20 protein-coding genes and 1 riboswitch are annotated in these 17,212 nt (G+C 74.6%); of the genes, 6 read left to right on the forward strand and 14 right to left on the reverse strand.

The genetic code is table 11. The features are described from left to right. Positions 1 to 957: a DMT family transporter gene (locus tag BLT52_RS18290; protein WP_231946388.1), complete on the forward strand. Its 957-nt coding sequence runs from the start codon at positions 1 to 3 to the stop codon at positions 955 to 957. Next, entirely contained in the window at positions 954 to 2,201 is a 1,248-nt protein-coding gene (locus tag BLT52_RS18295; RefSeq protein WP_090595522.1) for a hypothetical protein, read from the forward strand. Before BLT52_RS18290 ends, BLT52_RS18295 begins: the two co-directional genes overlap by 4 nt. Positions 2,202 to 2,210: 9 nt before the next feature. Here BLT52_RS18295 and BLT52_RS18300 read toward each other — a convergent pair whose 3' ends face one another. Then, on the reverse strand, positions 2,211 to 2,861 hold the full coding sequence (locus BLT52_RS18300) for an MBL fold metallo-hydrolase (protein WP_090595524.1): 651 nt from the start codon (positions 2,859 to 2,861) through the stop codon (positions 2,211 to 2,213). A 60-nt stretch (positions 2,862 to 2,921) separates the two neighbouring features. On the opposite strand from BLT52_RS18300, the gene BLT52_RS18305 reads away from it, so the two are divergent. Further along, positions 2,922 to 3,737, forward strand: coding sequence for a DUF72 domain-containing protein (locus BLT52_RS18305; protein ID WP_231946389.1), 816 nt, complete (start codon positions 2,922 to 2,924; stop codon positions 3,735 to 3,737). On the opposite strand, the gene BLT52_RS18310 is transcribed toward BLT52_RS18305, so the two are convergent. Next, a complete protein-coding gene (locus BLT52_RS18310) occupies positions 3,712 to 4,770 on the reverse strand; it encodes a threonine aldolase family protein (protein WP_231946390.1) in 1,059 nt (352 codons plus the stop codon). The genes BLT52_RS18305 and BLT52_RS18310 overlap by 26 nt on opposite strands. Before the next feature lie 101 nt (positions 4,771 to 4,871). Here BLT52_RS18310 and BLT52_RS18315 point away from each other — a divergent pair, with 101 nt between their 5' ends. Further along, positions 4,872 to 5,018, forward strand: coding sequence for a PIN domain-containing protein (locus BLT52_RS18315; RefSeq protein WP_090595527.1), 147 nt, complete (start codon positions 4,872 to 4,874; stop codon positions 5,016 to 5,018). A 27-nt stretch (positions 5,019 to 5,045) separates the two neighbouring features. Here BLT52_RS18315 and BLT52_RS18320 read toward each other — a convergent pair whose 3' ends face one another. Genes BLT52_RS18320 through BLT52_RS18340 form a run of 5 tightly spaced genes read right to left on the reverse strand, consistent with a single transcriptional unit; the run spans position 5,046 to position 9,865 of the window. Then, positions 5,046 to 6,443 (reverse strand): class II 3-deoxy-7-phosphoheptulonate synthase, encoded by a 1,398-nt coding sequence (locus tag BLT52_RS18320; RefSeq protein WP_407922636.1) that lies wholly within the window; start codon positions 6,441 to 6,443, stop codon positions 5,046 to 5,048. A gap of 52 nt (positions 6,444 to 6,495) precedes the next feature. Continuing rightward, a complete protein-coding gene (locus BLT52_RS18325; protein WP_090595530.1) occupies positions 6,496 to 7,167 on the reverse strand; it encodes a response regulator in 672 nt (223 codons plus the stop codon). Further along, entirely contained in the window at positions 7,160 to 8,284 is a 1,125-nt protein-coding gene (macS, locus tag BLT52_RS18330) for a MacS family sensor histidine kinase (RefSeq protein WP_090595531.1), read from the reverse strand. Before macS ends, BLT52_RS18325 begins: the two co-directional genes overlap by 8 nt. After that, entirely contained in the window at positions 8,281 to 9,054 is a 774-nt protein-coding gene (locus BLT52_RS18335; protein ID WP_090595533.1) for a lysophospholipid acyltransferase family protein, read from the reverse strand. Before BLT52_RS18335 ends, macS begins: the two co-directional genes overlap by 4 nt. Beyond that, positions 9,047 to 9,865, reverse strand: a complete 819-nt coding sequence (locus tag BLT52_RS18340; protein ID WP_231946391.1) for a lysophospholipid acyltransferase family protein — start codon at positions 9,863 to 9,865, stop codon at positions 9,047 to 9,049. The genes BLT52_RS18335 and BLT52_RS18340 overlap by 8 nt, the downstream gene beginning before the upstream one ends. A gap of 83 nt (positions 9,866 to 9,948) precedes the next feature. Between BLT52_RS18340 and BLT52_RS18345 the strand changes: the two genes are divergently transcribed. Next, entirely contained in the window at positions 9,949 to 10,758 is an 810-nt protein-coding gene (locus BLT52_RS18345) for an alpha/beta hydrolase (protein WP_231946392.1), read from the forward strand. Next, entirely contained in the window at positions 10,758 to 11,225 is a 468-nt protein-coding gene (locus BLT52_RS18350) for a hypothetical protein (RefSeq protein ID WP_090595534.1), read from the forward strand. Before BLT52_RS18345 ends, BLT52_RS18350 begins: the two co-directional genes overlap by 1 nt. A 21-nt stretch (positions 11,226 to 11,246) precedes the next feature. On the opposite strand, the gene BLT52_RS20975 is transcribed toward BLT52_RS18350, so the two are convergent. The 7 genes from BLT52_RS20975 to BLT52_RS18380 all read right to left on the reverse strand — a co-directional run bounded on the left by BLT52_RS20975 (position 11,247) and on the right by BLT52_RS18380 (position 17,009). Continuing rightward, entirely contained in the window at positions 11,247 to 11,420 is a 174-nt protein-coding gene (locus BLT52_RS20975) for a hypothetical protein (RefSeq protein ID WP_157677205.1), read from the reverse strand. A gap of 118 nt (positions 11,421 to 11,538) precedes the next feature. Continuing rightward, a complete protein-coding gene (locus BLT52_RS18355; protein WP_090595536.1) occupies positions 11,539 to 12,576 on the reverse strand; it encodes an ROK family glucokinase in 1,038 nt (345 codons plus the stop codon). 4 nt (positions 12,577 to 12,580) lie between these two features. Beyond that, complete coding sequence (locus tag BLT52_RS18360) at positions 12,581 to 13,012, reverse strand: SRPBCC family protein (RefSeq protein ID WP_090595537.1); 432 nt, start codon at positions 13,010 to 13,012, stop codon at positions 12,581 to 12,583. Next, on the reverse strand, positions 13,012 to 13,449 hold the full coding sequence (locus BLT52_RS18365) for a hypothetical protein (RefSeq protein ID WP_090595539.1): 438 nt from the start codon (positions 13,447 to 13,449) through the stop codon (positions 13,012 to 13,014). Before BLT52_RS18365 ends, BLT52_RS18360 begins: the two co-directional genes overlap by 1 nt. Beyond that, positions 13,446 to 14,561, reverse strand: coding sequence for a glycosyltransferase family 4 protein (locus tag BLT52_RS18370; protein ID WP_090595540.1), 1,116 nt, complete (start codon positions 14,559 to 14,561; stop codon positions 13,446 to 13,448). The genes BLT52_RS18365 and BLT52_RS18370 overlap by 4 nt, the downstream gene beginning before the upstream one ends. Beyond that, a complete protein-coding gene (locus BLT52_RS18375; protein WP_090595542.1) occupies positions 14,558 to 15,751 on the reverse strand; it encodes a hypothetical protein in 1,194 nt (397 codons plus the stop codon). The genes BLT52_RS18370 and BLT52_RS18375 overlap by 4 nt, the downstream gene beginning before the upstream one ends. A 76-nt stretch (positions 15,752 to 15,827) precedes the next feature. After that, positions 15,828 to 17,009: a C40 family peptidase gene (locus BLT52_RS18380; protein WP_157677206.1), complete on the reverse strand. Its 1,182-nt coding sequence runs from the start codon at positions 17,007 to 17,009 to the stop codon at positions 15,828 to 15,830. A gap of 5 nt (positions 17,010 to 17,014) precedes the next feature. Continuing rightward, a riboswitch (cyclic di-AMP (ydaO/yuaA leader) is annotated at positions 17,015 to 17,147 on the reverse strand. Between the last annotated feature and the right edge of the window lie 65 nt (positions 17,148 to 17,212).

Below are 17,212 nucleotides of genomic sequence, written 5' to 3' on the forward strand. Positions count from 1 at the left end.
GTGCCCCAGCCTCGCCTCCCGCAGCTCGCCATGGCGTCGCTGCTGCTGATGGCGGCGATCTGGGGCTCCACCTTCTTCCTGATCAAGGACCTGACCACCCGCGTCCCGGTGACCGACATGCTGGCCCTGCGCTTCGCCCTGGCGGCGGTGGTGCTGGTGCTGGCGCTGCGGGGCCGGCTGAGGCTGACCCGGACCCTGCTCCTGCGCGGTGGCGCCCTCGGTCTGGTCTACGGGGCGGCGCAGCTGCTGCAGACCTTCGGACTCGCCCACACCTCGGCGTCCATCTCCGGCTTCGTCACCGGGCTCTACGTCGTGATGACCCCGCTGCTGGGGTGGCTGCTGCTCCGCCAGCGGGTGGACGGGCTGACCGTGCTGGCGGTGCTGCTGGCCACCGCCGGGCTCGGGGTGCTCTCGCTGCAGGGGTTCACCGTCTCCCTCGGCGCCTCGCTCACCCTGGCCAGCGCCGCCCTCTACGCCCTGCACATCGTCGCGCTCGGACGGTGGAGCACCGGCCCCGACGCACTCACCCTGACCACCGTCCAGGTGGCGGTGGTGGCCCTGGTCTGCGCCCCGCCCGCGCTGGTCGACGGGGTGCAGCTCCCCGCCGGCGGTGCGGACTGGGCCAACCTGCTCTACCTGGCCGTCGTCGCCGGCGCGCTCGCCATGCTGCTGCAGACCTGGGCGCAGTCCCAGGTGCCGGCCACCCGGGCCGCGGTGGTGATGAGCATGGAGCCCGTCTTCGGGGCCCTCTTCGCCGTCGCGCTGGGGGGTGAGTCCTTCACCTGGCGGCTGTCCGTGGGCGGGCTGTCCATCCTGGCCGCGATGTACCTGGTGGAGCTGGGGCCCGTGCTGCGCCGTCGCCGAGGACCGCCTGACCTCCCGGCCGGGCACCCTGGGGAGGTCCTCCCCGAGCCGCTCGAGCCCCGGGGCGGCACCGGAGCAGGAGGAGGCTCGTGAACACCTCGCAGGTGCTCGTCTGGATCGTCATCGGGCTCGTCGTGGTCGCGATCGCGGTGGCGATCGTGCTGGCCGTCCGGCGGCACAAGTGGATCCAGAGCCTCACGGACCGTGGCTGGCGCTTCGTGGACTCGCCCCGGTTGGACTCCGTCATCACGCTGGTGCGCCCACCCTTCGGGCAGGGGTTCACCCGCGAGGTCGACGACCAGGTGGTCGGTGAGGCCGGCCCGGCCCGCACCCCGTTCCAGGTGCTGGAGTACCACGCCGGCTCATTCTCCGACCGGGTCGCCGTGCTCCGGCTGACCCGGCCGCTGCCCGGGCTGTACGTGGCCGGGCAGACGTCCCCGCGGCGCGACGTCATCGCCGCCGCACCGCACCCCCACCCCCGCTGGAGCGTGCTGACCGAGGACCACGCCTTCGCCGACGCGGCCCTGTCCGTGATGGCCGGACCGCTGGAGGAGCTGGCCCGCGTGCTGCCGGTGGACCTCAGCGTCGACGGGCACGACCTCGTCGCCCTGGGTGCCCCGAAGGAGGCCGAGGAGCTGGCCGCCGTGCTCGAGGCGCTCGCGGCGGTGGCGGCCTCGTTGGGCACGCCGGCCCTGGAGGGTTTCCGGACCCCGGAGCCGGAGGCGCGCTTCCGCTTCCACGGCCACCCGGACTGGGTCTACCACGGCGACCGCGACGACATGCTCCGGCTGGTCCGCCACACCACCAACGGCTTCGGGCACCGGGCCGAGCACGTGCTCACCGGCGGTCGGGACGGGCTGGCGTTCATCGCCCTGCGCCACCACTGGAAGACCCAGCGCACGGTCACCAGCACCGACAGCGAGGGTCGCACCACCACCCGCACCGTGACCGACCACCACTCCGAGGACCTGTGCGAGGTCGCGCTGCCGGCGGTGTGCCCGCTGCTGTCGGTCGGCGGCGGGGGCTGGTTCCGTCCGGGTGAGAAGATCCACTTCGAGTCCGAGGCGTTCAACGACAGCCTCGAGGTCCGCAGCACGGCCCCCCGCTTCGCCCACGACGTGATCCACCCACGGCAGATCGAGTACCTGATGGCCCGCCGTCCGCCGGCGTTCACCATCGAGGGACAGGTGCTGCGGATCAGCTCCGACCACGACACGGTCTGGCTGGGTCGGGCCCTGGAGTCGGTGACCGGCTTCCTCGCCCGCGTCCCGGGCTGGGTCTGGAAGGACCTCGGGCTGCCCGTCGAGCCGGCGTTCACCCGGCCCGAGCTGGGCTGAGCCCGCGGCTCAGAACGTCCGCGGCTGCCCGTCGGCCAGGTCGAGCACCTCCGAGGGGGTCATCTCGGCGTAGCGGCCCAGCAGCATCCCGCGACCGACCTGGTTCAGCAGCCCGTCGTGGATCGGGAAGGCCTGCGGGGCGGCGACGGCCCGCATGAAGTCGACGTGCTCCTTCATCGCCGCCCACGGGGCGTGGGTGGGGACGGCCAGCACGTCCACCCCCGACGGGACGGCAGCCAGGGAGTCACCGGGGTGGAACAGCGTCGGCTGCCCCTCCGCCCGGAGCAGCAGGCCGACGTTGCCGATCATCGGGATGTCGCGGTGGATCACCGCGTGCTCCCCGCCCACGGCCTCGATCCCGATCGCGCCGACCGCGTGGGTGCTGCCCGCCGGCAGCGGGGTGACGCGGGACTCCTCCACCCCCAGGTCGACCGCCGCCGGGACCCCCGGCTCGGTCAGCACCCGGGCGCCGGGGTTGGCCGTCAGCAGGGCGGGGACCCGGGCCGCGTCCACGTGGTCGGGGTGCAGGTGCGTGAACAGCACCGCGTCCAGGTCGGTCAGCCCGTGCCAGCCGGTGGAGAAGGCGCCCGGGTCGATGAGCAGCCGGGTGCCCTCGACCTCGACCAGCACGGCGGAGTGTCCGAGGTGGGTGATCTGCATGCGTCCCAACCTATGCCTCCGGCCGGTGGCCGGGGGCGGGTACGGGGTAGGGAGGTGTCCGTGACGAGGATCGGGATCTCCGGGTGGCGCTACGCCGGCTGGCGCGGCTCCTTCTACCCGACGGGGCTGCCCCAGCGGCTCGAGCTGACCCACGCCGCCGAGCGCCTCAGCAGCGTCGAGGTCAACGGCACCTTCTACTCGCTGCAGCGGCCGAGCAGCTTCGCGGCCTGGCGGGAGCAGGTGCCCGACGGCTTCCGCTTCGCGGTCAAGGGCGGCCGGTTCATCACCCACCTCAAGCGGCTCCGCGACGTCGAGGCCCCGCTGGCCAACTTCCTGGCCTCCGGGGTGCTGCGGCTGGGCCCGACCCTGGGTCCGGTGCTGTGGCAGCTGCCGGCCACGGTCCCCTTCGAGCCCGACGTCCTCGAGCACTTCCTGCAGCGGCTCCCCCGCGACCACGGCGAGGCCGCGGCGCTGGCCGCCGGCCACGACGGGCGGATCAGCGGGGACCGGGTCTGGACCACCGCCGAGGACCCCGGCCAGCCGGTGCGGCACGCCCTGGAGCCCCGCTCGGAGACCTTCCGCGACCCGGCCTTCCTGGACCTCGCCCGCCGGTACCGGGTGGCGGTGGTGGTCTCGGACAGCGCGGGACGCTGGCCGGTGTTCGAGGACACCACCACCGACCTGGTCTACGTCCGGCTGCACGGCGACACCGAGCTCTACGCCAGCGGGTACTCCGACCAGGCGCTGGACCGGTGGGCCGAGCGGATCCGACGCTGGGAGTCCGAGGCCGGTGCGGAGGCGTGGGTGTACTTCGACAACGACGCCAAGGGCCACGCCCCCTTCGACGCCCTCAGGCTGCGCGAGCGGCTCGGCTGAGCACCTCGCCGAGGACGACCCCGGCCGAGCGGCACTGCTCGAGGGTGACGTCGCGGTGGGTCACCGCGCGGACGGTCCGGGGTCCGACGGCGGACAGCACGACCCCCCGCTCCAGCGCGGCCGCCACCACCTCGCGGGCCGGGACGGTGCCGCTGGAGACGGCCACGATGTTGGTCTCGACCCGGCCCGGGTCCAGCGCGGCGGGAGCGCGGTCGGCGACCTCCTCGGCCAGCGCGCGGGCGGCCTCGTGGTCGGCGGCCAGCGAGGGGAGGTGGTGGTCCAGGGCGTGCAGGCACGCCGCGGCCAGGATCCCGGCCTGCCGCCAGCCGCCGCCGAGGCGCTTGCGCCACACCCGGGCCCGGGCGACCACGTCGGCCGAGCCGACCAGGACCGAGCCGACCGGTGCCCCCATGCCCTTGGAGAAGCAGACGCTGACGGTGTCGAAGAGCCGGCCGTAGGTCTCCAGCGGGACGCCGGTGGCCACGGCGGCGTTCCACAGCCGGGCGCCGTCCAGGTGGCGGCCGATGCCGAGCTCGGCGGCCCGGTCGGTGACCTCGCGCAGGTGGTCCAGCGGCTGCACGGTCCCGCCGCCGAAGTTGTGGGTGTTCTCCAGCGCGATGGCGCCGGTGCTGACCAGGTACGGGCCGGCGTCGGGTGACAGCAGCGCCTCGATCCGCTCCAGGCTGGAGATGCCCCGCTCGCTGGGCCAGGTGCGCATGGTCAGCCCGTGCACCGCGGCGTGGGCCCCCATCTCGGCCCGGGCCACGTGGGCCTCGACGTCGCAGAGGACCTCCTGCCCCGGCTCCACCAGCGCCCGCACCCCGAGCAGGTTCGACAGCGACCCGGTGGCGCAGTAGAGAGCAGCCTCGTGACCGAGCAGCGCGGCGGTGCGTCGCTCCAGCTCGTGGACGGTGGGGTCCTCGTCGTAGACGTCGTCCCCCACGGGGGCGGCCAGCATCGCCTGCCGCATCGCCTCGGTGGGCCGGGTCAGGGTGTCGCTGCGCAGGTCGGTGCGGTCGGGCTGGTCGGGCACGGAGCTCCTCGGAGAGGTGGACGTCGTCCCGGCCAGTCTAGGCAGGGGCCACCCCGGCGGCGGCCGCGTGGACGTCGTCGTACGGGCTCGTCGTCGCGGCGGTGCTCGGCGTCGGCCGACGGCCGCGTGGCCGCTTCGCCGACCTGCTGATCGCCGCCACCGCCCACGCCCACGGTCTCGACCTGTACACCCGCAACGGTGACGACCTCGCCGGTCTGGAAGGTCTGCTCACCGTCACGACCCTCTAGAGCGCACGGTGCCGGGCCGACCAGCGGTCAGAAGTTGATCGGGGTGTAGTCCTGCACCGGGTTGACCCGCCGGATCCGGCCGTCGGTCAGCCGCTCGGAGACCTTGAAGGCCAGCTCCAGGGACTGGTTGCGGTTCAGCCGCGGGTCGCAGGCGGTCTCGTAGCGGGTGCCCAGGTCGGCCTCGCCCAGCAGCTCCGCGCCGCCGACGCACTCGGTGACGTCGTCGCCGGTCAGCTCGACGTGCAGACCGCCGGGCCAGGTGCCGAGGCGGTCGTGGACGTCGAAGAAGCCGTCGACCTCCTCCACCACGTCGGAGAAGGCGCGGGTCTTGTAGCCGTTCGCCGCCTCGAAGGTGTTGCCGTGCATCGGGTCGCAGATCCAGCTGACCTTGCGCCCGGAGGCTTCGACGGCCTCGATCACCGGCGGCAGTCCCTCGCGGATCTTCCCGGCGCCGAAGCGGGTGATGAAGGTCAGCCGGCCGGGCTCGCGCTCGGGGTCCAGGGCGTCGGCCAGGGCCAGCGCCTGCTCACCGGTCGTGGTCGGGCCGAGCTTCACCCCGATCGGGTTGCGCACGCTGCGCAGCAGCTCGACGTGCGCGCCGTCGAGCTGGCGGGTCCGCTCCCCGATCCACAGCATGTGACCGGAGACGCCGTAGGGCCGCCCGGTGCGGGAGTCGATCCGGGTCAGCGCCTGCTCGTACTCCAGCAGCAGGGCCTCGTGGGAGGCGAAGAACTCCACCCGGCCGAAGACGTCGTCGTCGATGCCGCAGGCCACCATGAAGGCCAGCGCCCGCTCGATCTCGTCCACCAGGTGCTCGTAGCGCTCGTTCACGCCGGCGGTGCGGACGAAGTCGGAGTTCCAGGTGTGCGCGCTGCGGAGGTGGGCGAACCCGCCGCCGAGCAGCGCCCGGGAGAGGTTGAGGGTGGCGGCGGAGGCGTTGTAGACGTCCAGCAGCCGACGGGGGTCGGGGATCCGGGACTCGGGGGTGAAGTCGAACCCGTTCACCGCGTCCCCGCGGAAGGCAGGCAGGGTGACGTCACCGCGGGTCTCGGTGTCCTTGGAGCGCGGCTTGGCGTACTGCCCGGCGATCCGGCCGATCTTCACGATCGGGACCTGGGCGGCGTAGGTCATCACCACGGCCATGCTGAGCAGGGTGCGGAGCTTCCCCTGGATGTTCGCGGCGGTGACGCCGTCGAAGGTCTCGGCGCAGTCACCGCCCTGCAGCACGAAGGCCTCACCGGCCGCGACCTGGGCCAGGTGGGCGCGCAGGTCGTCGCACTCGCCGGCGAAGACCAGCGGCGGGCGCACCCGCAGCTCGCGCACCACCGCCTCCACCGCGGCCGGATCCGGGTAGGTCGGCTGCTGGGCCGGCTTCAGGGCGTGCAGCTCTGCCAACGTCGGGATCCGCTCAGACACGTCCGACAGGGTACGGCCGCGGCCGACCTCCCCCGACCACGGCCACGGGCTGGACCCGAGCTCAGGCGTCCTCGTGGATCCCGCGCTCGATCGCGTACAGGGCCAGCTCCACCCGGTTGTGCAGCTGGAGCTTGCGGAGCACGTTCTGGACGTGGTTCTGCACGGTGCGGTGGGAGACGAACAGGCTCTCGGCGATCTCGCGGTAGGCCAGCCCCTTGGCCACCAGCCGGAGCACCTCCACCTCGCGGGTGGTCAGCACCGGGCCCTGGTCGTTGTGCTCCTCGGCCCGGCTGACCATCCGCCGGAACTCCCCCAGCACCATCCCGGCCAGACCCGGGGTGAACACCGCGTCCCCCAGGGCGGTGCGCCGGACGCCGTCGAGCAGGTCGTCGGGAGAGGCGGACTTGAGCAGGTAGCCGCGGGCCCCGGCCTTCACCGCCCGCAGCACGTCCTCGCGCTCGCCGCTGGCCGAGATGACCAGCACGTGCAGCCCGGGGAACTCCTTGAGCAGCAGCTCGGTGCAGGTCGCGCCGTCGGGCTCGGGGATCTGCAGGTCCATCACGATGACCTCCGGGCGGGCGGCCCGGGCCCGGCGCAGCGCCTCCGCACCGGAGCCGGCGGTGGCGACGATCTCGAAGCCGTCCTCGGTCAGGTCCGCACCCAGCGCCTCGATCCACATCGGGTGGTCGTCGACGAGCATCACCCGGCGCGGCATGGTGGTCGGCTCAGTCATCGCTGTCCCTCCTCGGGATCCGGAGCTCCCACTCGGTGCCGCGACCGGGGGCGGTGCGCACCGTGGCCACCCCGCCGAGGTCGCTGACCCGACCCCGGATGGAGTGCCGGACCCCGAAGCGGCCGCGCTGGAAGGCCTCGTCCAGCTGGGCGGTGGTGCCCCCGATGCCGTTGTCGCGGATGCTGACCACCACCTCGTGGTCCTCGCGCTCCAGCAGCACCCACGCCTGCGCACCCGGCCCGGCGTGGCGGGCCACGTTGGTGAGGGCCTCGGTCACGGCCTGGTCCACCTCGGCGGCCACGCCGGCGTCCACCAGCACCCGCTCGGCGGGGGTGGAGATGGTCACCGAGGCGGAGGAGTGGCGGTCCAGCATCGCGGCCAGGTCGGCGCGGGTGGTGTCCAGGACGTCCTCGGCGGACAGGTCGGTCTCCTGCAGCAGCCGGCGCAGCTCGACCTCCTGGCTGCGGGCCGCGGTGGCCATCCGCAGGCCGCGGGGGCCGAACGCGGGGGCGTCCCGCTCCACCAGGGCGAGCACCTGCAGCACCCCGTCGTGCACCACCCGCGCCAGCCGGGCCCGCTCCGACATGGCGGCCGCGGTGGCGGTGACGGCGTCGCGCTCGCGGGCCGAGCGGCGCAGGGCGGTGACCAGGTAGCCGACGCCCGCGGTCAGCAGCACGAAACCGATCTTGCCGCCCCAGTTGCGGACGTCGTCGATCTGCATCGCCAGCACGTCGACCAGGGAGACCAGCACCGCCGAGAGCAGACCGGGCAGCCAGTGGCGCCACAGGGTGAGCGCCATCGGTGCGCTGGCGATCCACAGCGCCACCACGGAGAGGCTGCTGTCCAGGTGGGCCGGGCCCAGGACCCAGGGGCCGACGAGGACCAGGGCGAGGGTGACGGCGAGGTCGGCGACCAGCACCCAGGTGCGACGGCGGCTGGGGACGGCGTAGCACCACAGCGCCACGGCCGTCCACGCCGCCACCACCGCCATCACGACCACGAGCCAGCCGGGGTGGGCCGCGTTGCTCAGCCGGGACGCGTCGATGACCAGCACGAACAGCACCGCACCGATGCGGACCACCGCGTAGCCGCGGAAGATCTCCGGGACCTCGATCACCCCGTGCCCCCCGGTGGGGCGCCCGGCTCCCCACCGGGGAGCGGGCCGGTGCCGGGCAGCGTCCTGCGGGCGGCGTAGCGGTCGACGTACTCCTGCCCGCTGAGCTCCATGATCGCGTACATCACCTCGTCGGTGACCGAGCGGAGGACGAAGCGGTCGTCCTCCATCCCCTCGTAGCGGGAGAAGTCCAGCGGGGTGCCGAAGCGGATGATGGGCGAGACGATCCGGCTGACGATCCGCCCCGGCGGGGCGATCACGTCGGTGCCGATGACGGCCGTCGGCACCACCGGGACCCGCGCGGTCAGCGCCAGCCGAGCCACCCCGGTGCGGCCCTTGTAGAGGCGACCGTCCGGGGAGCGGGTGCCCTCGGGGAAGATGCCGAACAGCTCCCCACGGGCCAGCACCCGCAGCCCCGCCTCGAGGGCGCTCTGCGAGGCGGCCCCGCCGGAGCGGTCGACCGGCACCTGCCCGGTGCCGACGAAGAAGCGCCGCTGCGCCCACCCCTTGACCCCGCCGCCGGTGAAGTAGTCGGACTTGGCCACGAAGGTGATCCGGCGCTCGGTGGCGATGGGCATGAACAGCCAGTCCGCGAAGGAGAGGTGGTTGGCCGCCAGCAGGGCCGGACCGTGCCGGGGGATGTTGTGCTCCCCCTCCACCACGGGCCGGAAGACGCGGTTGACCGCCGGGCCGAGCACGGCCCGGATCAGGGTGTAGAGGCCGCGGCCGCCGCCGTCACCGAGACGGCTGACCCCCGCGCCGTGCTCAGGCACCGGAGCTGCCCACCCCGTCCACCGGACCGGCCGGGACGGGCTCGGGAGCCGCGAGGACCGGCACCGGGGGCTTGGTGGTGCCGAGCCCGGGCCGGGCCAGCACCCTGTCGTCCAGCGCCCCCGGCTCCAGCGCCTGCGTCTTCACGCTGGCGGCGTAGACGTCGACGTACTGCTGCCCGGTGAGCTCCTGGATGGCGGCCATGATCTCGTCGGTCACCCAGCGCAGCACCTCGCGGTTCGGCGGCTGACCGCGGTACTCCTCGAAGTCCAGCGGGCGGCCGATCCGCAGACCGGGACGGTGCATCATCGGGATCCCCAGCGGACCGCGGTGGATCTCGGAGCTCACCACGCCGACCGGCAGCACGGCGGCGTGCCCGGCCAGGACCAGGCGGGCCACGCCGGTCTTGCCCTTGTACAGACGCCCGTCCGGGGAGCGGGTGCCCTCGGGGTAGATGCCCAGCACCAGCTGCTCCCGGTCCAGGGAGTCGTTGACCAGGGCGAGGCTGTCCACGCTGCCGCGACCGCCGGAGCGGTCCATCGGGTGCATCCCCACCGTGCGCAGGAACCACGCCACCAGCTTGGCCAGCGGGCCCTTGCCCTCGGTCTCGAACAGCTCGCCCTTGGCCGGGAAGGTCATCTGGCGCGGCAACATCGCCGGGGTGAAGAGGGTGTCGCCCCAGGACACGTGGTTGCTGACCAGGATCACCGGCCCCGAGGTGGGGACGTTCTCCACGCCCTCCATCCAGGGCCGCCACAGCAGCCGGATCAACGGCCGGAACAGCAGCCCTCTGAAGATCGAGTAGGCGTTCACGCAAAACCTCCCTGGTCGCCCGCGATCCTAGTGCCCCGGCTCCCCGGTCGGCGCGGGCGCGGAGCACGAACTAGCATCGCGGTGTGCGAGACGGGAAGCGGCGGGGACGCGAGGTCCCCGGTCAGCACCAGGTGGCGCCCGAGGCGGTGCCCTTCCACGCCGACGGCGACGACGTCGGCGTGCTGCTGTGCCACGGCTTCACCGGGTCGCCGTGGTCGATGCGCCCCTTCGCCGAGGAGCTGGCCCGCGCCGGGCGGACGGTCGCCCTCCCCCGGCTGCCCGGCCACGGCACCCACTGGCGCGAGCTGAACGAGACCACCTGGATGGACTGGTACGCCACGGTGGAGCAGGAGTTCAACGTGCTGCGCCGCAGCTGCCGCCAGGTCTTCGTGGTGGGGCTGAGCATGGGCGGGGCGCTGGCGCTGCGGATCGCCGAGCGCTACGGCGACGACGTGGCGGGGGTGGTGCTGGTGAACCCTGCCGTGCACAGCACCGACCGACGGCTGCTGGCGCTGCCGGTGCTGCGGCGGGTGGTGCCCTCGATGGGCGGGATCGGCAACGACATCAAGAAGGTCGACGTCGTCGAGCACGGCTACGCCCGGACGCCGTTGCGGGCGCTGGTGTCGATGATCGCGCTCTGGCACGACGTCCGCTCCGAGCTGCACCGGGTGCGGCAGCCGCTGCTGCTCTTCCGCTCCGCGACCGACCACGTGGTCGACCCGAGCTCGGCCCGGATCATCGCCGCCGGGGTCTCCTCCGACGACGTGGTCCAGGTGGTGCTGCAACACAGCTACCACGTGGCCACCCTGGACAACGACGCACCCGAGATCTTCCGGCGGACCGCGGAGTTCCTGGCCCAGCACCGGGCCGGGCTGGACGAGCAGGCCGGCTGATGGAGCGCCCCGACCCCGACGCGCGCCAGCCGGCCGACTTCGACCGGGTCTTCGCCGAGATGACCGCCGACTGGCACCCCGAGACCGCCGAGGACCCCCCGCACGACCCGGCACCGAGCCCGTCCTCACCGTCGGCCCCGCCGCCGCGCTCGGCGTGGGCCGAGGACCACCCGCTGTTCCGCCACGTCGAGGAGCCCGTCGCCGAGGAGCAGGACGCGGACCCCGGTCACTTCGACCGGCCCGAGATCGCACCGATCCGCTGGCGCGAGCTGTCCGGGGTGTCGGTGGTCGGGGCGCTCCTGGTGGCCAGCACCGTGGTGGTGCTGCTGCTGGTGCTGGTCGGTGCCCGTTTCCCCGCCGTCGTGGGATACGGGGCGGTGATGGCCTTCGTGGTCGGGTTCGTGCTGCTGATGACCCGGCTGCGGCGCCAGGGCGACGACGAGCCCGGCGGCGGCGCCCGCCTCTGATCAGGGCGCCCGCGGCTGGTGCTACCTGCCGGACTTCGCGGCCTCGATGGTGGCCAGCAGGTCCCGCACGACCGTCTGCACCGGCTCGTTGCGGTACAGCGCGCTCGACAGCTGGCTCTGCAGCTTCTGCGTCTGCTCCGGGGTCAGGTCCGGGCAGCTGATGGCGTCGGCGACGGTGTCGTAGGTGATCTTCATGGCGTGCTCTCCTCCACGGTGGACGTCGAGCTCCTTCCTACCCCAAACCCGGACCACGACCCAGGGCGCCCCGCTCACGCCGGATCCCCGCGGTCGGTCGTCGGGCCCGTGGCCGGTGTCAGCCGGCGAGGCGCTCGGCGCGCAGCTGGCGGCGCGTGCGGCGGGGACGCCACCGGCGGCGCGGCCAGAACCCGCCGGCGCGCACCGGCGGCTGGTCGATGGACTGCCGGGCCAGGTCCGCGGCCCCGATCAGGCCCGCCGAGTTGCCGAGCTCGGCCAGGGCCAGCCGCGCCGGTGGGCGGAAGCCGCGTCCGGTCAAGGTGCGGTCGAAGGCGCGCTGGGCGGGCTCGGTGAGCAGGGTGCCCACCTCGCTGACCCCGCCGCCCACCACGAAGAGCTCGGGGTCGAGGGCGGCGGCGAGGTTGGCCAGGCCGAGTCCGAGCCAGTGCCCGACGTCGCTGATCAGCTCCACGCACATGGGGTCGCCGGCCAGGGCGGCCGCGCTCACGTCGGGCCCGGTGATCCGGTCCGCCGAGCCGACCGCCTCCAGCAGCGCGTGCGCCTGCGGGGAGCGGGCCTCGGCCAGCTGGCGGGCGTCCCGCTCCAGCGCGTTGCCGGAGGAGTACTGCTCCCAGCAGCCGCGGTTCCCGCAGGGGCAGACGTGCCCGCCCGGGACCACCGTCATGTGCCCGAACTCCCCCGCCATCCCGTAGCGGCCGCGGAACATGGCCCCGTTGATCACCACCGCGCCGCCGATGCCCGTGCCGAGGGTGATGCAGACCATCACCGAGGAGTCGCGGCCGGCGCCGAAGCGGTACTCCGCCCAGGCGGCGGCGTTGGCGTCGTTGTCCACCAGCAGCGGCAGGTCCAGGCGACGGCCCAGCCGCTCGCGGATCGGCTCGTTGCGCCAGGCCAGGTGCGGTGAGAAGCGGACCACGGACTGGTCGGTGTCGACCCAGCCGGCCGCACCCACCCCCACCACCCCGACGACGTGGCGGGCGCGGAGCCGTCCGACCACGTCGACGACGGCGTCCTCCACCGCCCCCGGGGAGTGCGTGGGCGTGGGCAGCTGGACCCGCTCCAGCACGGTCCCCTGCTCGTCGACGACCCCGGCCGCGACCTTGGTGCCGCCGATGTCCACCCCGATGGCGAGCACCGGGTCAGGACCCCGTGACGCGTCGCCGCAGGCCCTTGAGGGCACCGTCGACGATCGTCTTCTCGGCCTTGCGGCGCAGCATCCCCAGCACCGGCAGGTCGAGGTCGACGCTGAGGGCGTAGGTCACCTCGGTCCCCGCCCCGCGGGGCCGCAGCCGGTAGGAGCCGTCCATGGCGGTCAGCTTCTGCCCCTCGACCAGGTGCCAGGACACCTGGTCGGCGCCCCACTGGTAGGCCAGCACGTAGGTGTCGCTGAGCAGCGGGTGGCGCAGGCTCATCCGCACCCGGTCCGGACGTCCCTCCGGGTCCGTGCTGAGCACCTCGGCCCCGGCCAGCGAGTCGACCCACTCCGGGTAGGCCGCCACGTCGGCCACGACGGCCATCACCTGCTCGGGCGGGGCCTCGATCTCGATGCTGGCGCTGGTCTGGTTGGCCATCAGGTCTCCTGTGGTGGGGTCGGCGCCGAGCCTAGACCCGTCGTGCCCACCTCGTCGGCCAGGGCGAACAGGGCCGCGCGCCAGCGCCGCCGGACCGCCTCCAGCAGCAGCCGCTGCTGGCGGCGCTGCCAGCGGCCCGGCGCCACCGGTCGCCGGTCGCCGTCGCCGGTCGGGGTGGCGGCGAGCCAGAAGTGGACCTGGACCCCGGCCGGTGCGGCCACCGGCTCCAGCCACCACTCCACCCGCCCCACCAGACGTCCGCTGACCACGGCGCGGACGCCCTCGGTCCCCCGGTCCTCGTAGGGGTGCAGCACCAGCCCGCGGGCCCAGCGCGCCTGGTGGTCCGGGTCGGCCAGCCGCGGCGCCGCCAGCGCGGGCGGCACGGCGAGGAAGGCCTCGGCGTCGACCGTGGCCAGCGGCGGCATCGGGCGGCTCACGGCAGACCGAGCCCGGCGCGCAGCACCGTCCGGCAGCGTTCGGTGGAGAACCGGCGTCCGACGTGGGCGCGCCCGAGGGCTCCCATCCGCCGGCGCCGGTCCGGGTCGGTGAGCAGCTCGAGCAGCCGGTCCGCCCAGGGCCCGGGGCGGTCGGGGTCGAGCACGTGCCCGCTGCGGCCGTCCAGCACGGTCTCCGGTGCCCCGCCGGACCGACCGACCAGCACCGGCAGACCGGTGGCGGCGGCCTCGGCGAGCACCAGACCCAGGCCTTCCGGACTGAGCCCCGCCCAGCGGGTGCGCACGGGCAGCGCAAAGACGTCGGCGCCCCGCATCAGGTCCGGGACCCCGGCGTGCGGAACGGGGCCGAGCCACCGCGGCGCCCCGGGCCCGCTGCCCAGGTGCCGGCGGGCCCACGCCTCCCAGCCGGCGCGCTGCGGCCCGTCCCCGGCCAGCAGCAGCTGCGGGGCCTCGTCGGCCTCCCAGCGCCGCAGCACCTGCTGCCAGGCCCGCAGCAGCGTGTCGATGCCCTTGCGGTGGACCATCCGGGCGGCGGCGAGGACGGTCGGCGGCCCGGTCCGCGGCACCGGGTCCGGGGTGAACAGGTCGGTGCGCACCGGCGGCGGCAACCGCACCATCCGGGCGGCGGCAGCGGGCCCCAGGGCGGCGGCCAGCGGTCCCCGGGTGGCCTCGGAGACGTAGCCGAGGTGGTCCACGGCGGCCCCGACCCGTCGCAGGGCCGAGCGGGTGCCCGGGACCCGGGACCACCAGACCTCGTGGCCGTGGCTGAGCGCGAGCAGGTGCTCCGCGCCGGCCGCACGCAGGGCCGGCGCCAGCAGGCCCAGCGGCGCGGCGGCGCCGAAGAGCACCCGCGTGGCCCCGGTGGAGCGCAGCAGCGCGACCGCGGCGCGGGCGGTCGCCGGGGTGGGCAGCAGGGTGCCGACCGGCCGGCGGTGCACCGGGTGCGGGACCCGCACCCCGGCCTGCTCGGGGTGGGCCGAGGTCAGCACCGCGACGTCGTGGTCGAGGAGCTCGCAGGCGGTGGCGACGAAGGACTCGATGCCGCCGATGCGGGGCGGGTAGTCGTTGGTGACCACCAGGGTCGTGGTGCTCATCGCAGTGCCGGCACCTCACGACCGGCGGCCAGGTCCTCCAGCGCCGCGGCGACCTCGCGCTCCAGCTCCCCGCTCGGGACGTCCGCGGCGGCCAGCACGTCGGCCACGGACCGGCCGTCGGCGGTGGCCGCGACGACGTCCAGCGCGCCCGCGTGCCCGAGCCGCTGCCGCAGCAGCTCCACGGCCACCCACGAGCAGAGGTACGCCGCGTACGGCTCCTCCCGCAGCTGCTCGTCGGTGGGCAGCGGGCCCACCTCGGCAGCGGCGGCCGCCTGCTCGCGGCTGGTGCCCAGCAGCTCCGGCTGGGCTTTCCGGGCCACGGACTCAGCCAGCCCCTCCACCAGCCAGCGGGGTGAGCCGTTGCCCGGGGACGCCGTCCGCACGTGCACGAGCTCGTGGGTCAGCAGGAACACCCAGGACTCCTCGCTCAGACCGGCGGCCGGGTCGACCAGCACCGGCAGCGCTCCCCCGACGTCGACCAGGGTCACCGCGGCGGCACCCTCCAGCAGGGCCGCGGACCCGGCCACCCGCTCGGCCAGCCGGCGCGACGAGGGCACCTGCACCACCACCGACGGGGGCGGCCCCGTCGGCCGGGCCGCGTCCAGGCCGGCCGCCTCGACCGCGGCCAGGGCCCGCTCGACGCGCTCGCGCCAGAGGTCGGGATCGGGCGAGGCACCGGTCACCACGGTGGCGCCACCCACCTGCTGGACCGTGACGTCCTCGACCCACCAGGACGGGGTGGGCCCGTCGGCGGTGTCCGGGCCGTCCACGGTGCCGGCCAGCCGCGGGGCTCCGTCCTCCACCACCCAGGTGGTCCAGACCACCGCGCGCAGCGTGTCGGCCGCACCCTCGGGCGTCCAGGAGACGGTGGCGGGCGCCACCACGGCGTCAGGCCCGAGCAGGCCCCGGCGCGTCGGCGGGAGGGGCCCGCGCCGGGGACCCAGCTCCCACCGCAGGCTGCCGAGCCGGCCGAGGTCGTCGAAGAGACGGGTCGCGGTGGCGGCGAAGGCCGGGTCGCGGGTGGAGACCTCGGCGTCGAAGGCCGACCGGTCGCCGGCCAGCGCAGCCTCACCCCACCGCTGCAGGGTCTGCTCCACGGCGGCGGGGTCGATCTCCGGACCGGTGCTGCCGTCGGTGGCGGGCACCCCGCCGCAGCCGCCCAGCACGGTCAGCACCAGGAGGGCCAGCACGACCCGTGCGAGCGGGCCCGGGGACGACTCAGCCCCCTCCGCACGGGAGGGGGCTGCAGTCGTGGTGGGGTGCGGGTCAGCCGACCCGGCGGGCACCGGCCACCGGCATCGAGTTCAGCGGCGCGTACCCGATCGGCTTGCCCGGACGGGAGGCGTGCACGATCTGGCCACCCCCCACGTACATGCCGACGTGGGAGATGCCGCCGTAGTAGAAGACCAGGTCACCGGGCTGGAGGTCGGAGACGGAGACCGCCTGGCCGGCTCCGAACTGGGCCTGGGAGGTGCGGGGCAGGCTCACCCCGGCGTTGCGCCACGCCGCCCCGGTCAGACCGGAGCAGTCGTAGGCGCCCGGGCCGGTGGAGCCGTAGCCGTAGGGCTTGCCGATCTGGGCCTTGGCGAAGGCCACCGCGTCGGCGGCCCGGCCGGAACCGCTGCTGACCGTGGTGGGGGAGCTGGAGTCCGCGGCGCTGTCGTCGGAGTCGTCGGACTCCTGCTGACGGGTGGCGGGCTCGTCCGGGGCGGCGGCGTCGGTCTGCTCGGTGTCCGCGGCCTCGGTGTCCGCGGCCTCGGCGGCCTCGGCGGCCTCCTCCTCGGCGGCCTCGGCAGCCTCCTCCTCGGCGGCCTCGGCAGCCTGCGCGGCGGCCTCGGCCTCGCGGCGCTCCTGCTCGGCGATGCGCTGGCGCTCCTCCTCGGTGAGACGCTCCAGGACGGCCTGGGCCTCGGCCAGCCGCTCCTCGGAGGCCTGGCGGGCCTGGGCCATGCTGGCCTCGGAGCCGGCGATCTCGCTCACCTCGGCCTCGGTCGAGCGCTGGAGGTCGGCGAGGTTGGCCTGCTCGGTCTGGAAGGTCTGCAGCGCCGCGTTCTGGGTGTCGTTCACCTTCTCGACGGTCGCGAACTGGCTCATGAAGCCGTCGGAGTCCGGGGACATCAGCAGCCGGGTGGTGGGGTCGAGGTGGCGGCCCTGGTACTGGGCCAGCGCGATGCGGCTGATCTGCCCGCGCATGCCCTCGACCTTGTCCTGCTGCTCCTCGAGCTCGCCCTGCTTGGCGGCGAGACGCTCCTCGGCGTCCTCGAGCCGCTGCTGGGCGGCGGCGTAGTCCTGGTCGAGGGCGGCCGCCTCCATCTCGAGGGTCTCGACCTGCTCGCGCGCCTCGTCCAGCGGGTCGGCGTCGGCCGGGGCCACGGTGAACCCGAGCACCAGGGCCGAAGCAGCAGTCAGAGCGGCGGCCCGAGCCACCACACGTGCGCGAGAGATCACGCAGTTCCCCTTCTCGTCGACGCCTACCGGGTGAGCTGACGGGTTCGGGCAGGAAGGACTGCCCTACGACCTCTCGGTCGATTCACCCCACGAACGTTTGGGTCCCCGGTTCCGGTCCCGCCTCGGTCTGCACCGCGCGGCTCCGGACTCAGCGTGCACCCGGGTGACGATCGGCTCGTCGGAGCCCCGGGTACGCAGGTCAC

The organism is Auraticoccus monumenti, assembly GCF_900101785.1.
GTDB classification, from domain to species: Bacteria; Actinomycetota; Actinomycetes; order Propionibacteriales; family Propionibacteriaceae; genus Auraticoccus; species Auraticoccus monumenti.

Excerpts from the sequence above, each read along its gene's own strand:
- BLT52_RS18300 (WP_090595524.1), bottom strand. The coding sequence starts at position 2,861 with ATGCAGATCACCCACCTCGGACACTCCGCCGTGCTGGTCGAGGTCGAG.
- BLT52_RS18325 (WP_090595530.1), bottom strand. The coding sequence starts at position 7,167 with ATGACTGAGCCGACCACCATGCCGCGCCGGGTGATGCTCGTCGACGAC.
- BLT52_RS18350 (WP_090595534.1), top strand. The coding sequence starts at position 10,758 with ATGGAGCGCCCCGACCCCGACGCGCGCCAGCCGGCCGACTTCGACCGG.
- BLT52_RS20975 (WP_157677205.1), bottom strand. The coding sequence starts at position 11,420 with ATGAAGATCACCTACGACACCGTCGCCGACGCCATCAGCTGCCCGGAC.
- BLT52_RS18360 (WP_090595537.1), bottom strand. The coding sequence starts at position 13,012 with ATGGCCAACCAGACCAGCGCCAGCATCGAGATCGAGGCCCCGCCCGAG.
- BLT52_RS18370 (WP_090595540.1), bottom strand. The coding sequence starts at position 14,561 with ATGAGCACCACGACCCTGGTGGTCACCAACGACTACCCGCCCCGCATC.